Genomic DNA, 21,027 nt, shown 5'->3' on the forward strand with positions numbered 1-21,027 from the left:
GGCCGCACACTTTGTGGACTCGGTAAGTGATAATAGGAGCAACAGCGGATTTTATCGCCAGAAGAGTTCTTTCTTTCTCAGTAAATCAACAAATTGTGCTTTTGGGATGGGTTTTGAAAATAGATAACCCTGACCTAAATCAATTCCGACTGAGTTAATGATCTCCAGTTGCGTCGAGTTCTCAATCCCTTCGGCAACAACCACCAGCTCAAGTGCCTGACTCATCTTAGCAATCGCCTTAATCAATGCCTGCTGCTTTACTGAATACTCGCAGCCTAATACAAAGCTTTTATCGATCTTGAGCTCATCGATAGGAAATTGGTTTAAATAGGCCAATGACGAATATCCTGTACCAAAATCATCGATCGCAATCCGGCAGCCTTTCGCTTTTAACTTAGTTAACTCGTCAATCAAGGTATCTTGATTACCCATCAACAAGGACTCTGTTATCTCAATAGTTAAACGTTCATAGGGAAAATTACAGTCTATTGCGGCAGCAGTCTTTTCGATCGACGCAATTAAGCCTTCTTGCAGCAAATGAGACCAGATCTCTTCAACGGAGACATTGATTGCGATGGTAAACGGATAGTCTCTATATTCGTGTAGAAAAGTAATGGCCTGTTTTCTTACCCATTCTCCAATACCAAGAATTAAGCCACTGGCTTCTGCAACAGGGATAAACTCCTGGGGTGAAATAAACTGGCCTCCATGGCACCAGCGTAGCAAGGCTTCTGCATGGACAATTTTACCAGTTTGTAAATTAATTATCGGTTGGTAATAGAGTTCAAACTCATTTAATTCAATCGCGGTTTGCAACCATGCATGGATCTTAGCCGCTCTGCTATCTCGCTCGCGGATCGCAAAATTAAATAATTGCGACCGGTTTTTGCCAGACCGTTTTGCTACGTACATAGCTTGATCGGCGCAGTTTAAGATGAGTTCTAGACTTTCCGCATCGTCTGGATAACGGGCAATACCAAGACTTAAGGTACTATATACATTAGTTGAACCGCTGAGTTGATACCGTGTCGCGGCTAAATTATCGATCCTTTGACTTACCTCATTAAGCTGGTCAATGCTCAACACATCTGGAATAAGTATCGCAAACTCATCGCCGCCCAATCGCGCCACAGTGAACCTATCGTCAGCAATGGATAGCAAGCGCTTGCCTATTTCGACAAGCAAACGATCACCCACACCGTGGCCTAAAGTGTCATTGACCTGCTTAAAGTTGTCTACATCCATCAACATCAAAGCAAATCCATGACGAGCATCGATATGTTGATTGATTAAGCCTAATAGCTGAGTACGATTGGGTAGTTGAGTTAACGCATCAAAATTAGCTTGATACTCAATCAAGTCAGAAGCCTGTTTACGTGCACTAATATCAGAGATAAGCCAGGCGTAAGCCCGATTATCACTGTAACTTTCATTTAATCTCATCGCCGTTAGATCGGCATAAAAGCTTGAGCCATCAAACCGTTTTATCAGGGCTTCCCCTTGCCAGTGTCCATTAGCCATTAGTGCATGGATCATATGCTGATTATTGGTATCGCAGCCGATCTGCTCGTTAGGGTTAAAATACCCTACATCACACCGAGATCCCTTTGTGGCCATTGCCCCCCAAAACGCATCATTAGCGTCTAGTATGGACCACTGGGCGCTTGTGGTGACTAACGCAATGGGAAGATTATTAAATATTGCCGTTGTTTGACGTTGAAACTGGAAAGATTTGCTACGCTCAATCGCAAGACTTGCAAGTCTTGCGGCTTCTTGGATCAGAATAAGATCAGTATCGCTGGGAGCATTGATGTTTTCGTAGTACATGGCGAACGTTCCGAGTACGTCACCATTACTCCCCTTAATTGGTTCTGACCAGCAGGCTAACAGCTTGTGAGCTAAGGCGATCCCTTTATAGTTCACCCAATTAGGATGGGTAGAGATATCGTCAACTATCACTCTCTGGCCACTAAAAGCGGCTTCACCGCACGACCCAACGCCGAGTCCTATCTCCACGCCATGAATTGCATCATTATATGCCTGAGGTAGATTAGGCGCTGCGCCTAACAGGAGGTGACGACGATCATCACTTAGCACCAACACCGAAGCGCGAGTGCCAAGTTTTTCCTTCTCAATCAGCAACACTAAGGCAGACAAAATGTCACTTAGTGAAGATCCGCTGAGCAACATGGTTAAAATGCGATTATAACGTTTTAGACTAAATTCGCGAGTTTGACCGTCGAACTCGTCAATCAATATCGGACAATAATCAAGGTGCACTGTTAACTCCTTTGGCCCTCAGTAACCGCTTAAAATCTACACCAATATAAGGCTTTATACAAAATTGTACATTTGTCTATTACACAGCGATTGATAAATAACCTAAGTTCGAGATAAATAAGGACAGCGATTAATACCAATCAGTAATAAGAAAGTGATCGACTCTGCGTGTTTTTTAGCAACTAATTCAAGACGAATGGACGATGAATGCTTGCTTCCATTACCAAGCGCCGCAGTGATAAGCGCTAATCGTCATCTGAAATGATGAGGTAAGATTCTAGCCGCTAGCTAACGGATAAAACTCAGGATAGAACTAGGACAAAACTAGGATAGAACTAGGATAGAACTGAGACAGTACTCAGACAGTACTCAGATACTGTATTGCGACACCCTATTTTTAAGTGACGCTTACCCTTAATCGAACAAACGTCATTAACGGGTAAGCCTGAATTTAAGGGAAGATCTCCTCCCCCTAAAAACTTGCACCACGGAAATATTTAAAACTGCCGCGATTAATAGGACTTAAGATTCGCTAACACGCTTCATTCGGGCTAAATAAAATCCATCGAATCCGCTATCGGCAACGCTAATGGTTTCATCGTCAATAAAGCTAAAATGAGGGTTTGCATTCAAAAACTCATCGACCTGTTGACGGTTTTCCTCTGGCATAATAGAACACGTGGCATAAATCAACATACCATCGACCTTAACCATACGACTGTAGCTCTGTAAAATCTCCTTTTGCAGCTGTACCAATACGGGTAAACGCTCTGGTGTGTCGCGCCACTTGGCATCTGGGTTTCGTTTTAACACACCAAGACCTGAGCAAGGTACGTCCAGTAACACCCGATCGGCAGTGAGCTTTAATCGTTTAATGGTTTTGCTGCTGGCAATGATCCGGGTTTCCACGTTGTGGGCAGCAGCGCGGCGCGCGCGTTGCTTGAGGCTATCGAGTTTCCATTGCTCAACATCCATGGCAAGCAACCGCCCTTTTCCTTGCATCTGGGCGGCAATAGAGAGCGTTTTACCACCCGCTCCTGCGCAGGCATCGATAACGCGCATCCCAGGTTTGGCATCTACCGCGGCAGCAACCAGCTGTGACCCCGCATCTTGCTGCTCAAACAATCCTTGCTTAAAACACTCGGTGCGAAACAGGGCCGAGTCAGACGTCACCTCTAGCGCGGTATCGACGCCAGCAACAACCTGAGTCTGAACACCTTCACGAAGCAACTTCTGCTGTAACTCATCGCGAGTACACTTTAATAGGTTGGTGCGCAAATAACGTTTTGGTGCCATCGCCAATGCCGCGCGTTCGGCAGGCCATTCATCACCAATTTGGGCTTGGCCTAACTCATCTAACCATTGAGGACAGCCGTCATAAAGTGCTGGGATAGCTTTAGCTTCTACCAAGCGACGTTGAAACGCTTCAGGCTCAACCGGCAGCGCATATTGCAGCTTTGGTAACTCCAGCTCATGAAAAAGATGCCAAGCATTGAGCAATCGCGTTCCTTCGCGTTCCATCTCTTGCGGTTTCATGTCCGCAAGATAGCAATAAAGGTTTAACCTACGCAGCAAATCGCCTGCGACCGAGGTGATCCTCGCTTGTTCAGCCGGCGCTAGCTTTAGTCCTGAGAAATGATGAGAATAAGCTCTATCCAAGGGCTTCCCTTCATTGAGAACCATAGCGAGTACATTAATAACTAGTTCAGTTGAACTTGGAGACAGCGACGCGTTTAACATGATAGAGCCTACTTAAGAAAAATCGGGGGGATCATAGGAGTTAAGGCCATATTACGCAAGTGATCCGCGCATTAATAACAATAAAAATGGCAAGCCCTTTAGCTTGCCATTTTCACCCTCGCTTTATCGGCTCTGTTTCTGTGCCTTAAAGCAGGCCATCAATCGAGTTCAGATCAGCCTTGCTGGCTATCTAAATCACGCAGCTTACTCGATATTATCAAGTTAATTTTTTTCACTTCAGCTCCGCATAGAAGCAACCAAATGGTGAAAATTGGATCTGTTCATGTAAAAGCACAGCACTTGGTAGATTGTGACCGCCGACAATCGCCCAACGCTGCGCATCCTGAATGTCAATATCAACATGGCTTTCAGTAAAGTTAAAGCCCACGAGCATAACGGAGCCTTGATATCGACGCTCAAACAATAAGACACTATCGGTTGATTGAATAAATTTGATATCACCATTAACCAAGGCGGGATATTGCCCGCGCCATTGGAGCATTGTTCGATAGCTGTTTAGCATCGAATCACCATCTGTATGTTGAACATCCACCGCAAGCGGTAGATGGGACGCAGCAACAGGCAACCAAGTGTCCCCCTCGCTAAACCCCCCTTGCGGCGCGTCATGTACCCAAGGCATTGGAGTTCGACAACCATCACGGCCTTTAAACATAGGCCAAAAAGCGATGCCAAAAGGATCTTGCAGCTGTTCATGACTGATGTCGACTTCGGTCAGGCCTAACTCTTCACCCTGGTAACTGCAAACACTGCCTCTAAGGGAACACAGCATGGCATTGAGCATCTTGCCCATGTCAGCATTAAAATGTGACTTACCCCAGCGTGATGCGACGCGCTGCACATCGTGATTACCTATGGCCCAACATGGCCAACCATCACCAATACTCTGCTCTAATGCCTCAACGGTTTGGCGAATATAACTTGGGCTAAAATCATCGGTAAGTAACTCAAAGCTATAGGCCATATGCAGGCGCCCTTCGCCTTGGGTATATTCAGCCATGGTGGCCAATGAATCCTCAGATGAGACTTCACCTAAGGTAACAACACCAGGATATTGATCGATTAACGTCCTTAATTCTTCAATAAAGCCAACCGTCTGCGGACGGGTATTATTGTAATAGTGGTATTGGTAGGCATAGGGATTATCTTCACTAAAGCCTCGCCCCTGGCGCTTATCTTCTGGTTTTGCAGGGTTATCACGCAGCAACTCGTCGTGATAACAGAAGGTGATAGCATCTAAACGAAAGCCATCTACGCCTTTATCTAGCCAAAATTTAACGTTGTCCAGCACAGCCGCGCGCACATCTGGATTATGAAAATTAAGATCTGGCTGACTGGTCAAAAAATTATGTAGATAATACTGTTGGCGTCGCGGCTCCCACTCCCAAGCGCACCCACCAAAAATCGCTAACCAATTGTTCGGTGCCGTACCGTCTTGTTTAGGGTCGGCCCACACATACCAATCTTGCTTAGGGTTAACCCTGTCTTTGCGGCTTTCGATAAACCATTGATGCTGGTCTGAAGTATGGCTCAGCACCTGATCGATAATCACCTTTATATTTAATTCATGGGCCTTATCAATCAGCTCTTCGAAATCATTCATGGTGCCAAATAGCGGATCGATTGCACGATAATCACTAATATCGTAACCAAAGTCTTTCATTGGGGATTTAAAAAACGGAGAGATCCATATCGCATCAACATTGAGGCTCGCGATATAGCCAAGTTTAGCGATGATCCCTTGCAGATCACCAACCCCATCTCCATTAGAATCCAAGAGGCTACGAGGATAAACCTGATAAATAACGGCCCCGCGCCACCACGATAGTTGATTCATTATTGCCCCTAGTGTGAAAACAAGTAGACAGGCTTTTTACACCTAACTCGTTATCCCAATGTTATCCACGCGTTACTGATAACATTTGTTATTAGAATGAAACGAGCATACGCCATCCCTCAAAAGAGGTTCAATATCTCTGCATACGTATGCATAAGTAGCCCACTCAAAACCACTCAAACCCAAACAGATAAAAACCAATAATAATCAATGCTATAAAATATTTATTACACGATAACTAGGTGTGAAAAATTGCTAATTTGGTAGGGGCGTAACTGGGCGGCATCCTTTGAATACGTATGCATAATATTGTTCCATACTTTAATGCGAGAGTAGTATCGACCTTGCAACATAACAACTCAGAAACAATTACAACAACAACCACTCTGGTTCAGCAATATTGATGTGTTAAAGCTCAGCAGTAATTGCACATATAACAAGTAAAATGAATCACTGAGTGAAAAGGGGAAGATGGATGTTTCAATTTAAACCGAGCCTACTGACACTCGCTATGCTTGCCGCTGGCGTATGTGTGAATGTCTACGCTGCCGATGCTGAAGATGTCAAAACAGACGCAAATGCTACAACACAAGACGAATCAATTGAAGTGATTGAAGTGCGTGGTTTCCGCACTAGTGTTATTAAATCGCTTAATAACAAGCGGTTTTCGGACACAGTATCAGAAACTATTTCAGCCGATGACTTAGGCGCCCTGCCCGACCAATCTATAGCCGATGCACTGACTCGTTTACCTGGCGTGACTGCGGTTCGTACTGGTGGACAAGCAAGTGGACTCAATATTCGTGGTCTTGATGGTGACTTCGTTTCAGCCACATTAAATGGCCGAGAGCAGGTCACTACTGGCGGCAAACGTTCTATCGAATTTGACCAATACCCTTCTGAACTCATCAATCAAGCCCAAGTTTATAAATCACCAAAGGCATCCTTAATTGAAGGCGGTGTTGCAGGTACAGTTGAGCTTAAAACAGCCGATCCGCTGCAAGCGCCAAATGAACACAACTTTACCGTCAATGCCCGTGGAAGCTTCAATGACAGAGCCGGCGAAGTCTCTGATGCTGAAGAGTATGGCAACCGCTTAAGCTTCTCTTACCAAGGTAAATTCTTAGAGGAAACTCTTGGGGTTGCTGTAGGTTACGCCCACCTGTACCAACCGTATGTTGCTAGTCAATTCATTGGTCTCAGATTTAACGATGGAAGCGAAGATCTCGACGGGAATGGTACCTTAGAGGCAATGAGCGAAGGGCTTGAACTGCAACAAAAAGGTGGCACCGACACCCGCGATGGTTATATGGGAGCCATCCACTGGCAGCCAAATGACAACTGGAGCATTAAAGGTGACATCTTCCACTCTAAATTCGACTCTGAAAACTTTGCCCGCGGTTTCCGTGTTAAATCACTGAAAAATGGTCAAATTACAGACCCAATTATCAAGGATGGTTCGATGGTTGGGGCGACAATCTCGACCGATGGCACCGATAACTTTGCAATATTTGTGGTCAACGATAATGATTCGAAGTTTTCAGAGCTCACCTCTGGCGCCTTTAATGTCGAATGGAATAACGGCGATAATATCACTATCTCCGCCGACGTTAGCTATTCGAAAGCGGATGGTGAATTTGTCAATGGCGGTACTCGCGCCGTAGTTTACGATGATATTGGCAATGAAGTGCGTTCAGCCGAGTCGATGACTTATGAACTCAATAACTTAAACGCCGCAGATATTAGTTTTTCGAACGATTACACGGATACATCAACTTTAGGTCTTAAAGAAGTTGGCATGTGGCCATACGATCAACAAAACGATCTTATTGCCTACAAACTTGACCTAAATTATCAGCTCGATAACAGTTTTATTTCATCGATTGATGTCGGCGTTCGTTATTCCCAGCGTGAATTTAATGCCCAGCGCTCACAAGCGGGCTACGGTTTTGAATTCGGCCACAACCCAGATAATCAACCCGTTCTAGGATTAACGACTGATATGACCAATGTGGTCAATTTTGGCGGAGAGCTATCTGGCTACCCTAGTTTCTTAGCGATCGATTTTGATAAAGCTGTTGATCTAGTTAACGCACAGCTTGCGGCAACAGGGCAAGATCCATTTGCACCTACCGCTAACTGGAACAACAACTGGACCATGATCCAAAGCGGCTCAGTCAATGAAGACGTATTGGCAGGTTATGTTCAAGCTAACCTTGATTTCGAAATTGGTGATGTCCCTGTAACAGGTAACATCGGGGTTCGCGTCGTAAATACCGACCAGTCGAGTAAAGGGCTACAACAAGTTGGTTTTGGCCTAGGTGAAGCGATTGCCGATGATAAAGGGGTTATTAGTACCGACTATATCCGCAACGAAGTGGGTAAATCTTATACCGATTACCTGCCATCCGTTAACTTGAACTTCCATCTTACTCAAAATGACCAGATCCGTTTTGCCGCAGCATCTGTCATGGCACGCCCTCCGATCGACAAACTCAAATCGGGTATGGGTTCTTGGTATGATGACGCATCGACACCAGGCTATAAAAAGTACAATGCCTGGGGTAATACTAGTCCGCTACTCGATCCTTTCTACGCCGATCAGTATGACCTGTCCTATGAGCATTACTTTGAAGAATCTGAAGGTGCTATCGTATTTGCATTATTCTACAAAGATATTAAATCGTTCATAAACAACTTTACCATTCAACCATTTGATTTTGAAGGTGCGGGATTCATCGTTCCGGATACCATTATCGATAACGGTGTTGAGTTCCCAGTGGTTAAGGATGAAGGTCAATATCAAACCGCTATCAACAACGATAACGGTGGTTATATCCGCGGTGCAGAACTTGCGTACACTCAAGTATTTGATTTCTTACCCGGTGCACTAAATGGTTTAGGTTTCACTGGTAGCTACTCATATTCTGACAGTGAAGTTGAATTTGAAACCGACTTAAGCGGTCAGTCGTTATCGATTCCACTACCTGGCTTGTCTGAACACGTAGTCAACACAACGCTGTTCTACACCTTAGATGGCTTCGATACTCGCCTAAGCATGCGTTATCGTAGTGAATATGTATCAGAACAAGTCGCAGTTGAATCTCAACTTGCCTTCTTCGATGCAGAAACTATCTTTGACTACCAAGCATCTTATGCAATGGATAATGGACTTAAGTTCCTTTTCCAAGTCAATAACCTAACCGATGAGCCGAATAAGACTTACTTTGGTGAACCTCACCAAACTGGGACAATTCAAAGCTTCGGGCGTCAGTACTTCTTAGGGTTAAGCTATACCATGTAATCGCCACCTAGCCTTAAGTATTAGTCAAAAAACGCCTGCTTCAGTTAGCTGAAACAGGCGTTTTTATAACATGAAATGGATCATTTCTTAATCACCCTAAAACAGCGATAGTTAATTTATTCTTAGATTAAACTGATGGATCACAGGAGTTGCAATGTTAAGCCATCCGAGAACAGCTAAACTTTTTCCCCAAAATATCCTAAAACAGCTGCTATTAGGCGTGTTAGTAACCACGCCATTAACAGCCAATGCAATGCCGTTATCCCCAAACGACTCGTTCAAGCTAAAGGTCGAACCCCTTAACTGGTGGGCAGGCATGAAGAACCCACAGCTGCAACTAATGGTACATGGTCAGAGCATTGCTGACAGTAAGGTGAGCGTTGAAGCAAAACAGGTCAAGGTGTTGGGTGTGCAGCACAGCGATAACAGTAACTACCTGTTTATTGATCTCGATACGACCAACGCGCCAGCACAAGCATTCTCTATTACGTTAACTAATATCGATGGTTCCAAGCATACCTTCGCCTACCAGCTAAAGGCTCGCGAACCCGGCAGTGAACAGCGTCAGGGGTTTTCCAACAAGGATGCTATTTATCTCATTACCCCCGACCGTTTCGCTAATGGCGATCCAAACAATGACAACCATCCAAACATGTTAGAACTGGCCAATCGCGCTGATAAAGACGGTCGCCATGGCGGCGATATTAAGGGAATTATCGATAATCTCGATTACCTTGAAGACCTTGGCATAACCCAGCTATGGATCAATCCTCTAACCGAAAATAATCAGCCACAATATTCCTACCATGGCTATTCAGTCACCGACCATTATCAGATTGATCCCAGATATGGCACAAACGAGGACTATCGCCAACTGTCACTGCGTGCCCGTAACAAAGGCATTGGCATCATTGCCGATGTGGTCGTCAATCATATCGGATCTAATCATTGGTGGATGAAGGATCTGCCAAGTAGTGATTGGATTAACAAACCACTCACAGCTGATTCGCCAACTGCTAACATCCAATTTACCAGTCATCGCCGCACCACAGTCCAAGACCCCTATGCGGTGAGCAGCGACACAAAAGCGTTTACCGACGGCTGGTTTGTTGACAGCATGCCCGATCTTAATCAAAGAAATCCGCTGCTCGCGACTTACCTCATCCAAAATAGTCTCTGGTGGATAGAACACGCCGGGCTTAGCGGTATACGTGAAGATACTTACTCCTACGCAGACAAAGGCTTTTTAGTTAAGTGGGCCAAGGCGATCATGGATGAATACCCTGACTTTAACATTGTCGGAGAGGAGTGGACCGCGAACCCCATTACCGTTTCTTACTGGCAAAAAGGTAAACACAACCAAGATGGCTATCAATCTGAACTGCCAAGCCTCATGGACTTCCCCCTATACGAAACCCTGATTAGTGCCTTGAATGAGCCCGAAGGATGGGACACCGGCTTTATTAAACTTTACGAGTTTCTTGGTAACGATGTGGTTTACGCCGACCCCACACAACTGGTGTTATTTGAAGGCAACCACGACACTAATCGCCTATACAGCCTGTTGGGCGATGATATTGCCCTCACGCAGATGGCGATGGCTTATGTACTCACCAGTAATCGCATTCCGCAGCTGCTCTATGGAACAGAAATTTTGATGCAAAGCCCAACAAAGGATAGAAATGATGGTGCAGTACGCGCCGATATGCCCGGTGGTTGGCAAAATGATGCTATCTCAGCATTTGATAGCAAAGGGCTAATGCAATCACAATCGGCAATGCAGCAGTTCACAAAACAGTTACTCAATTACCGCCGAACGTCATCAGCGATTATCGATGGCGGACTGCGTCACTTAGTGCCACAAGATGGCGTATATCTACAAGTCAGATGCGAAGATAAAGCCTGCGCTAAGGGCGCTAGTCTACTGGTTATCTACAACAAAAATCAGACGCCCACTGAGGTTGATCTGGCTCGTTTGGGGGAGCTTATCAATACCAGTGCCACAGGCTATAACATTATTACCCAAGCGCCACAGCCTCTAGATCAAGCTATTGTGTTAGCGGGCAAAGGCGTGACCCTCATTGACTTAACAGGAAAGCGCTAATGACTCATCACCGCTTTACGCCCCTTATCGCCTTAGCAGCCATCGCGGGCGCTTGGCTGCCATTTAGCTTAAACGCGGCCTCCAAGTCTGCTCCAACGCAGGCCTTGGCACCTAGTGCAGACATGACCACTGAAAAACCCGTTATCTACCAGGTATTCACCCGCCTTTTTGGCAATACCAATACCACCAATAAGCCATGGGGAACCATCGCAGACAACGGCGTGGGTAAGTTCAGTGACTTCACTCCCCTAGCCCTTGAAAGTATCCACGCCCTCGGTGTTAGCCATATCTGGTATACCGGTGTGCCCCATCATGCTGTGGTTAATGACTACCGCAATATCGGCATCACTTTAGACGACCCCGATGTAGTAAAAGGCCGAGCGGGATCACCCTATGCCGTTAAAGATTACTATAACGTCAATCCAGATTTGGCGGACAAGCCAGCTAATCGATTAGCAGAGTTTGAAGCCTTAATTGCGCGCACACATCAAGCTGGCATGAAGGTCATTATCGATATAGTACCCAATCATGTGGCTAGGAATTATCATTCCTTATCCAATCCTAAAGGTGTCATCGACTTTGGGAGGCAAGATAATACTGCCCTTGAATACGATAAAAACAACAACTTCTATTATGTTGTAGATACCCCCTTTAGCGTCCCAGATCTGCAGCAGCCGCCACTCGGTGGCCAACCCCATCCCTTAGTTGATGGCCAGTTTGTTGAGTCGCCAGCCAAATGGACTGGCAACGGCTCGCGTTTGGCCAAACCCGATGCCAATGACTGGTATGAAACAGTAAAAATAAACTATGGCGTTAAACCAGACGGAACGTTTGATTTCCCGCATCTTCCCAAAGGCTTTGATACTAAAACGGCTGCTGAACACTTTACATTCTGGAATAACATTTCCGAAAGCGAGATCCCAGACTCATGGAAAAAGTTTAACCAAATCGCCCAGTACTGGTTAGCTAAGGGCGTAGATGGCTTTCGCTACGACATGGCAGAAATGGTGCCCGTCGAATTTTGGAGCTACCTTAACAGTCAGATAAAACACGTCAATCCCAATGCACTGCTGCTTGCGGAGGTCTACACCCCGTCACGGTATCGAGACTATATTCACTTAGGGAAAATGGACTATCTTTATGACAAAGTTGGCCTCTATGACACCCTAAAGGCCATTATCCAAGGTCAGCAGTCAACCAGTGCCATCGAAACCGATCGCCTGAATGTTGTCGATATTGCTTCCCATATGCTGCACTTTTTAGAGAACCATGATGAACAGCGCATAGCCAGCCCTGAATTTGCCAGCGATCCGATTAAAGCACTGCCAGCAATGGTGGTATCGACCACCTTGAGTAACGCGCCCACCTTAGTCTATTTTGGCCAAGAGGTCGGTGAAGATGGCAGCGAAAACGCGGGTTTTGGTCAGCCCTCAAGAACCAGTATTTTTGATTATGTTGGTGTGCCCGCTCATCAGAGGTATATGAATCATGGTAAGTTCGATGGCGCAATGTCTTCAGAAGAAGAGCTAAAACTTCGGGATTTTTACGCAAAGCTGCTTAATCTGAGTCACCAAGCGCCCGCCTTACTCGGAGAATATACGCCATTAGATGACTTTAACCGTCAACTGACGACTAGCATCGAGGATAAAGGAGACCCTAAGAGATACAGCCAGGGATATGATGATCAAACCTTTGCTTTTGCTCGGTATAGCCTGCAACAAAAGCTGGTTATCGTGACCAACTTTTCAAGTGAGCAAGCCAAAATCCTCAATCTGGCGCTGCCTAAGCCACTCATCGACAAATGGCAGCTAAAAGTGGGTCAATACCAGATGACAGATCTGTTGACCGACCGAGTTATTAAAGCAAGGCTGAAGGTGGATCAAACAAACACGCACATCGCACTCGAGCTTGCCCCGCTTGAGTCCTTGATATTGCAAGTGGAACCAGAGTAAACGGCGTGTTTTAACTAACCTGAACTCGGGTTAACGATTAAATATGCAGCGAAAATCCCCCTCGAATGCGAGCATTGAGGGGCTTTCAATTCAGTTATTGCACGAGACTTGCGGCACTATTTTTTACTGTCTGTCCAAGGGTTAAATGCGGGTTTATCTTGGCTAACATCAGACTGACAGACTGAGTTAGCGTTAGACCTAGATTTAGCACTTGTAGGCGCTATTGAGCTCGGCTTTGGCTTCGCTTTAAAATTCGGCTTTAGCTTTGATTTAGAACTTGATTTTGAACCTGTCTTTAAGCTTGGATCTGCCACGATCCGTTTACCATTTTCATCACGCTTCGCCTTAGGCACATAATTAAGAATAGAATCGGGTACCGCCTTGCGCGGCACAAACCCCGTTATCTCACGGCGTTCGAGTAGATGCCCCAACCGGCTCTCAATCATACACAGGTTTTTAAAATCGTCTTTTGATACCAAAGAGATAGCTTGGCCCTGTGCGCCCGCTCGTCCTGTTCGACCAATCCGATGCACATACTCATCGGCGGGGAAAGGCAGATCGTAGTTGATGACTAAAGGCAAGTTATCGATATCGATACCACGAGCCGAAATGCCAGTAGAGATAAGATATTTGATTTTACCTGCCTTAAAGTCAGCTAAGATCTGTTCACGGATAGCTTGCGCGCGGCCACTATGAATACAATCGGCTTGGATACCACGCTTTTCCAGCTGAGTAACTAGTTTAGCTGCACCATGCTTTGTCTCGATGAAGATCAGCGCCTGTGACCAGTCATTGTCTTGAATTAACTGACTTAACAATGCTGATTTTTTATCCTTGTCGACTGTGGTGATCCACTGCTCAATATCAGGCGAACCTTGGCTATCCTTGGTAACCGACAAATGGATACCATTAGGAATATACTCCTTAGCAAGCTCTCTCACCTGACGAGACAAGGTTGCTGAAAACATCAGGTTTTGCCGTTCTTCGGGTAAGCTGTCGATGATCTTAGTGATATCTTCGATAAAGCCCATATCTAACATACGATCGGCTTCATCTAACACTAACAACGCTATCTCATCAAAATGGATAGCTCTTTGGGTATAGAGATCCCTAAGTCGTCCTGGCGTTGCAACAACAATATCAACACCTTCAATAAGCTGTTGCTTTTGTGGCGCTAATTCGACTCCGCCATATATCACCATCGACTTTAGATCCAGATATTTAGCATAATCTTGAATGCGCTTGTGGACCTGGATCGCTAACTCTCGTGTTGGCGTTAAAATAAGTGCTCGTGCACGTTTCTTTCGTTGGGTTTCGCCGCCGGCCAATTTATCCAATATTGGCAAAACAAAGGTTGCAGTCTTGCCGCTGCCGGTTTGCGCCGCCGCAATCACACTTTTACCTTTTAAGGCTAATGGTATTGCCTCAGCTTGAATGGGTGTAGGCAAAGAGTAACCGAGATCGCCGATCGCCTTAAGGATTAGAGGGTTCAAACCGAGTGTAGAAAATGACATGTAAGATCTCAAAATGATGCTTTTACGTTGGAATTAGGCTAATTGAATTTCAAAGTTCAATTAGCCTAAGATCTGAAGAAACAGTATAACAGTTTTATTTAGTCACCATAATACTAGAAAGCGGCATCAAGAGTTACCCTGGGATATTAATCCCTAGTCTTGTTTTTTGTCTAACAAAACAGGCTTATGTTTGGTTAAGTTTAAGATCAACGCCCCAATAAGAACAGAGATAACGATATAGACTAAACGCATAAACTCAGCTGACAATGACTCACCCCCTTGATGTTTGATCACTTGGTAGGTCAACACGATAAAGTTAGTGAACAACAATTGGTAAATGCTTAAACGGCACTGCCTTTTGATCGCAAAGGACGCAAGTTGTAGCCCAAGCACAATAGTCACTCCCAGCAGGACCCATGTGGCAACCCCAAAGGTATATAGCAACAATAAGGGTAAGGTAAATAATATACCTACTGCGGTTGTCACTATCTTTGTTTGACTGAATGTGCGGTGATCATCTGGGTTTGGGATCTTAATCATACTACTGATCGTGATAGCTATCAGTATAGACTGGGCGCTTCCAGTGCCCATTAACGCGATTAAGACCAAACTCATTGCCGTAGCCTTAAATATAATAAGGCCAATATGAGTCTCTGCCCCTTCATTACTGACTTCATCAGGTAAAATATCTTGCTCATCACCAGGAAACAGCACAAAGCTCAAATAGGTAATAATTAGTGCTACGGCAAACGCTTTAAACATCAACCACGGCAGCATATCAATCGGCACCCCAAACTGCTTGCTCAATACCGTCATTATGATAACCACCAAACAAACTAAGGTTGATATCAAGTCTTTTGGATCATGATGGCTTCGATAAAAACACCAGAACAGCATCGACCAACAAAAAAGTGCATACCCAGTAGGCGAGTCAATCAATAAACCACCAAGAAACACAACACCAAAACTGACAAACATCAGCACCAAAAAGAGTTTTAACAACATATTAAGCGGCGGCTTTGATGGCATTATCGTCAAAAAAATAACAACAAATATCGGCGATAAAATAGGCATGGCAATTCCATGAAACTGCTGATAAAACAGCAGTATCACTGGAAACAGCACCAACCTAATAATCGAATTCGCTGGACTACGAAACATAAGTCCACACACTCAATATATTCATCCAAATTCCAGCCAACCATTCGCCAAAGGAACTCTGCTCGGTAAAGAACGCCACAGTGGCTTGCGACCCATATCGAATATTTTTAGGAACGTCACCATTTTCGAACACAATATTAACTGGATAGCGCTGCGCTTTGATTGAGCTAGTATCCGCTGTCAGAAAACCGGTTGATTGATCAATATCATTGCTCCCACCAGTCCCCCAGCCAATACTGTCGACCTTACCATTAAGCACTCTTCCAGGTAAGGCATCGAGTACGATCTCCACTCGATTACCCACACGGATATGCTCAAGAGAGTTCTCTCTTACCAATGCAGATATCCATACACCACGAGGATCAATAAAGGTCAGTAATGGGAAACCGACTGCGGCATTTTGACCTTCGGTGAGTTGAAGATTTGTAACAACGCCTCTAGAAGGTGCGCTTACTTGGGTTTTTTGTAGATCAAGTTGTGCCTTCTCTAGCGCTGCCATTGCGGCCAAAATCTGTGGATTATTCTCACCTGCAGGCCCAAGGCTCTGCTTGGCTTGGATAAGTGATGCTTCTGCCGCTTCAAGGTTAGCTTGGGTACGATCACGCGCTTCAATCGCATTATCAAGCTCAGCCTTACTTAACACCCCTTGCCCAGCAAGTTCGCTGATCCGAGATGCCTGTTCTCTGGCATTATTACGTGCAGCCAAGGCGTCAACGACTTTCGCTTGAGCCACTTCGACTGCCGCCGTGCTAGCACCTATATTTTGTCCCGCTGTAGCAAGGTTGGCTTGGGCAGTTTGCAGGCTTATCTGATAGTTTCTTGGATCTATCTTAAACAACGGTTCACCAGCCTCGACGATTTGGTTATCCTTAACGCTGACATCGATAATATTGCCCGAAACCTCGGCAGCAACCCTAACCAAATAGGAATGCACTCTCGCCTCGCCAGTCATTGGTGTTACCCGATCGGCCCACAAGCTGTAGAGCCAGATCCCGACGATCAATCCAATGATATAGAAACTCATTTTTCGAGATGATTTTTCTGCTACAGACATGGTCATATACTCTTTTGCGTTTAGTCTAACATGGTAGATTCAGCTCAAAGTGGTATCAAGTCACTAGGGGCTATAGATCTTTGCCAGTTGAATTTTGTTCGAGATGAAAACGTTTGAATTGAGACGAGTGGATTACTGCTTAATAAGCTAAGCTAAATACCCAAGAATCTCGCAGCAAAAACAACCTTGAAAGATCAACAAACCCTAGCCACAACACCTGAACTAACATCTTGTTAAAAATAAAATTTGTAAACATATTTGTAAACTACTCCGAGCTAAAAAGCTAACGCCAACTATCATTAATAAGCTCAGCCTAAATAACCCTGAAACAACAGAAGCCATGGTTATTGGCTGATGGCTAACTTATACGTTGTCACAGAATAAAATTAAATTTAAGCTGAACTCACTTAAAAATAGGAAAATATCAACAGAAGTTTCTAAATTTGACTTAATTAACTACTATTATTGTTCAATAGCAGCTTTTAAATTAGCTGAAGGTGAAGGAAATCAATGGAATGAACATCCCATCTCGCTACTTTTCGAGGCCGATGCCACAAGGTTTAACCGATACGCTTCCCCTCTGGCGTCGCCTTATCTTCAAACGGTTATTTGGATTTCTAGCACTGCTGTGTGTTCCAGTTTATTTTACTAGCATCTACTTATGCATAGCGGCAGATCTTTGGTCAATGGCGGTCTTTGATACCCTAGCCTACGGGGTATTGCTATACATCTTATTGTCAAAGACCTTATCTGAGCGTAACCGATATATGACTGGGTGTTTACTGGCATATTGTATCGGTTTTGCCTTTCTGATCACGATAGGCCCAACAGGTGCAGGTTTTTTTTGGTTATTCCTTTTTCCTCCACTAACAGCCATTCTACTTGGGAAAAAGGCCAGCATTTTTGCACAATTTCTGAATATTTCTTGCTTATTGATTGTCGGAATCGCCTTTCACCTTGCGCCACTTAATTGGCCACAAACCGAAGGCTACACCAGCTTTATCTGGTTTGTTGTCAGTATCAATTTTATTGTCACCAATGCCATGGTTACCCTATCGACCTCATTTTTACTCGGTAAATTAACACGCTCCCTTGAATCAACCTTAGCCTCAAGAGAGGCAACCGTCATGGGACTAGCCAAATTAGCCGAATACAGAGACAATGAAACTGGGGCGCACCTCATTAGAATGCAGCATTATGCAAGCATGCTGGCCACCGAACGCAAAAATGACGAAGATACACCACAAGAGTTGACCGACGATTTTATTCATGAGATCACCCTGTCTTCGATATTGCATGACATAGGCAAAGTCGGCATATCAGATGCCATATTATTGAAACCCGGTCGCCTAACGCCTGAAGAGTTTGATCAAATTAAAGCTCACCCCACCATAGGTGCAAGCGTACTAGAAAGTCTGTTAAGTTACGCCCCACAATGCAAATTCATCCAAATGGGTAAAGATATAGCGGGTGGACACCACGAAAAATGGGATGGCTCAGGCTATCCCAAAGGGCTAGCAGGAGATGCGATTCCTTTATCTGCTCGTATCGTGACGTTAGTCGATGTTTATGATGCTCTGACCTCCCCACGTTGTTATAAGCGGCCCTTTAGCCACCAAGAGGCAATGTCGATCATAGTCGAGGGTAAAGGATCGCACTTTGATCCCAAGTTGGTTGAAAGCTTTATCAGAATTAATAAACAGTTTGAACAACTATCAAAAACTTCATTAGAGGAGTAGCGCTCCTTAGACTGCAAATCCACTGCTATCTTCTAGCATCACTTCCTCGTACATGACAATTGATTGTTATCCCGATCGCCCCAGTCTGAATACGTATGCAGATAATTGCTTGCACGCGCCGTTAGCTTCTACCATGGACTCAGCAAATAACGATAAAAACAATGACCACGGAGTGTCTATGCCACCCTTTACCAAAAAACCAGTAAAACAAGATATTGCCCAGTCCCCCAAGAGGATTTCGAGCCTAGCACTGACCCTATTACTAAGTATTGGTTTCATCACTTCATCGGGTATAGTGACAGCAAAAACTCTCGTGGTTAACTCGCCAAATAAGCAGATACAGCTTGAACTAACTGACGACAATCAACGCCCTGAATATCGTGTGCTATTTCACGGCCAGCCCATTATCAATAGTTCAAAGCTTGGCTTGGTATTTCAATCCTTAGGCGAATTTGGCGCTGAGTTTCTCATAGGAGATAGTCACGCCACCGAAGTGAACAGTAAATGGCAACAACCTTGGGGAGATCGCGAATGGGTCATTGATAAACATCATGGCTTAAGCACGCAATTGAGTAATGGTAAATACCACTTTTATGTCGACATTAAAGTTTTCGATGATGGGATTGGTTTTCGGTATAGGGTGCCTAAGCAAGGAGTACTTGAGGCTCTCAATATCACCCAGGAGTTAACCGAGTTTTCAATAGCACAAGCTAACAAGGCAACGGCTTGGTGGATACCTGCGCGTGGCTGGAATCGATACGAATATCTGTACAACAAGACTCCACTAACTGAGATAGACAGGGTACATACCCCGTTTACCTTTAAACTTGAAAATGGCGTGCACATGAGTATTCATGAGGCTGCGCTAGTCGACTACGCCGCCATGACCTTAGATCAACGTAGAGACGGGATCCTTCGCGCCGATCTTACACCTTGGTCAGACGGTCTAAAAGTGAAAACTCACGCTGGATTTTCAACCCCGTGGCGAACCATTCAAATAGCTGATAACGCTACTGGTCTGCTTAATTCAGATCTAATCTTAAACCTCAACGAACCCAATAAACTCGGTGATGTTACTTGGGTTGAGCCTGGAAAATATATGGGTATTTGGTGGGGAATGCACCTCAATGAAAACACTTGGGGATCGGGCGATAAGCACGGCGCAACCACCAAAGAAACGAAGCGATACATGGATTTTGCTGCCGATAACGGCTTTGCGGGTGTATTGGTTGAAGGCTGGAATACCGGTTGGGATGGCAGCTGGTTCCATAATGGCGATGTGTTTAGTTTCACAGAGACTTACCCAGATTTTGATCTACCCGAAATCGCGGCCTACGGGGCGAATAAGGGGGTACGGTTAATTGGGCATCACGAAACATCGGGCTCGGTGACCAACTATCGTAAGCAGATGAATGAGGCTTACGATTTGTATGAAAAGTATGGCGTGACGCAAGTTAAAACAGGTTACGTCGCCGATGGTGGCGATATCAAACGCGTCGATGATAATGGCATCATTCGACATGAATGGCACGACGGTCAGTTTATGGTCAATGAATACCTACACAGCGTAACCGAGGCCGCCAAACGCCATATCAGCATCAATACCCATGAGCCGATTAAAGATACAGGACTTCGCCGCACCTACCCCAATTGGATAAGTCGTGAAGGCGCCCGAGGTCAAGAGTTTAACGCATGGGGAACACCGCCGAACAACCCGTCTCACACAACCACCCTCGCCTATACTCGCATGCTCGCAGGCCCTATGGATTTTACGCCGGGGATCTTCGATCTCGCGCCAAAAGGGTTAGATGCCGTCAATCGAGTCCAAACCACATTGACGAAACAGCTAGCCCTCTATGTCGTGCTTTATAGCCCAATTCAGATGGCAGCCGATCTCCCTCGTAACTATGCAAAGCATCCTGACGCCTTTAAGTTTATTCAAGATGTGCCAACCGATTGGCAGCAAAGTATCGCGCTAGCAGGCGAAGTGGGTGAATATGTTGTTTTTGCCCGTCAAGAGCGAGGCGGTAAAAGCAACGGAAGTGACTGGTACCTAGGTGCAATAACCGATGATAACGCCCGAATAATCGAGATCGATTTAGACTTTCTTGAGCCAAACAAACGCTATGAAGCGCAGATCTACCGTGATGGTGATAAGGCTAACTGGCGAACGAAGCCCTACGATTATGTTATCGAAACTCAGGTAATTAACGCAAAAGATAAACTCACCTTAAGCCTGGCAAGTAGTGGGGGCACTGCGATTCGCTTTAAGGCACTCGATTAACCCTAAGCACTTAATACTATGTACTTAATACGGGCCCCTT

General features: G+C 45.1%; 11 protein-coding genes. 5 read left to right on the forward strand and 6 right to left on the reverse strand.

The window, feature by feature from the left end; all coding sequences use genetic code 11:
- Nucleotides 1-51: 51 nt before the first annotated feature.
- From K0I73_RS09835 to K0I73_RS09845, 3 genes are all read right to left on the reverse strand, one after another.
- On the reverse strand, nucleotides 52-2,280 hold the full coding sequence (locus K0I73_RS09835; protein WP_258405162.1) for a bifunctional diguanylate cyclase/phosphodiesterase: 2,229 nt from the start codon (nucleotides 2,278-2,280) through the stop codon (nucleotides 52-54).
- Between the two features lie 522 nt (nucleotides 2,281-2,802).
- A complete protein-coding gene (locus tag K0I73_RS09840; RefSeq protein WP_220060977.1) occupies nucleotides 2,803-4,020 on the reverse strand; it encodes an RsmB/NOP family class I SAM-dependent RNA methyltransferase in 1,218 nt (405 codons plus the stop codon).
- A gap of 232 nt (nucleotides 4,021-4,252) precedes the next feature.
- Nucleotides 4,253-5,875 (reverse strand): alpha-glucosidase, encoded by a 1,623-nt coding sequence (locus K0I73_RS09845; protein WP_220060978.1) that lies wholly within the window; start codon nucleotides 5,873-5,875, stop codon nucleotides 4,253-4,255.
- Between the two features lie 475 nt (nucleotides 5,876-6,350).
- On the opposite strand from K0I73_RS09845, the gene K0I73_RS09850 reads away from it, so the two are divergent.
- The 3 genes from K0I73_RS09850 (at nucleotide 6,351) to K0I73_RS09860 (ending at nucleotide 13,235) form a co-directional block, all read left to right on the forward strand.
- Nucleotides 6,351-9,179, forward strand: coding sequence for a TonB-dependent receptor (locus K0I73_RS09850; RefSeq protein WP_220060979.1), 2,829 nt, complete (start codon nucleotides 6,351-6,353; stop codon nucleotides 9,177-9,179).
- A gap of 154 nt (nucleotides 9,180-9,333) precedes the next feature.
- Nucleotides 9,334-11,283, forward strand: a complete 1,950-nt coding sequence (locus K0I73_RS09855) for a glycoside hydrolase family 13 protein (RefSeq protein WP_220060980.1) — start codon at nucleotides 9,334-9,336, stop codon at nucleotides 11,281-11,283.
- A complete protein-coding gene (locus K0I73_RS09860; protein WP_220060981.1) occupies nucleotides 11,283-13,235 on the forward strand; it encodes an alpha-amylase family protein in 1,953 nt (650 codons plus the stop codon). The genes K0I73_RS09855 and K0I73_RS09860 overlap by 1 nt, the downstream gene beginning before the upstream one ends.
- Before the next feature lie 116 nt (nucleotides 13,236-13,351).
- Here the strand turns inward: K0I73_RS09860 and K0I73_RS09865 are convergent, their stop codons facing one another.
- From K0I73_RS09865 to K0I73_RS09875, 3 genes are all read right to left on the reverse strand, one after another.
- On the reverse strand, nucleotides 13,352-14,749 hold the full coding sequence (locus K0I73_RS09865; RefSeq protein WP_220060982.1) for a DEAD/DEAH box helicase: 1,398 nt from the start codon (nucleotides 14,747-14,749) through the stop codon (nucleotides 13,352-13,354).
- 153 nt (nucleotides 14,750-14,902) lie between these two features.
- The gene (locus K0I73_RS09870; RefSeq protein WP_220060983.1) at nucleotides 14,903-15,910 is read right to left on the reverse strand and encodes a DUF2955 domain-containing protein; all 1,008 of its coding nucleotides are present in this window, start codon (nucleotides 15,908-15,910) and stop codon (nucleotides 14,903-14,905) included.
- Nucleotides 15,900-16,964 (reverse strand): HlyD family secretion protein, encoded by a 1,065-nt coding sequence (locus K0I73_RS09875; RefSeq protein WP_220060984.1) that lies wholly within the window; start codon nucleotides 16,962-16,964, stop codon nucleotides 15,900-15,902. The genes K0I73_RS09870 and K0I73_RS09875 overlap by 11 nt, the downstream gene beginning before the upstream one ends.
- A 515-nt stretch (nucleotides 16,965-17,479) precedes the next feature.
- Here K0I73_RS09875 and K0I73_RS09880 point away from each other — a divergent pair.
- A complete protein-coding gene (locus K0I73_RS09880; protein ID WP_220060985.1) occupies nucleotides 17,480-18,703 on the forward strand; it encodes an HD-GYP domain-containing protein in 1,224 nt (407 codons plus the stop codon).
- A 178-nt stretch (nucleotides 18,704-18,881) separates the two neighbouring features.
- Nucleotides 18,882-20,987 (forward strand): glycoside hydrolase family 97 protein, encoded by a 2,106-nt coding sequence (locus K0I73_RS09885; RefSeq protein WP_220060986.1) that lies wholly within the window; start codon nucleotides 18,882-18,884, stop codon nucleotides 20,985-20,987.
- The last annotated feature ends 40 nt before the right edge of the window (nucleotides 20,988-21,027 follow it).

Origin of the sequence: Shewanella mesophila, assembly GCF_019457515.1 — a bacterium.
Taxonomy (GTDB): Bacteria; Pseudomonadota; Gammaproteobacteria; order Enterobacterales; family Shewanellaceae; genus Shewanella; species Shewanella mesophila.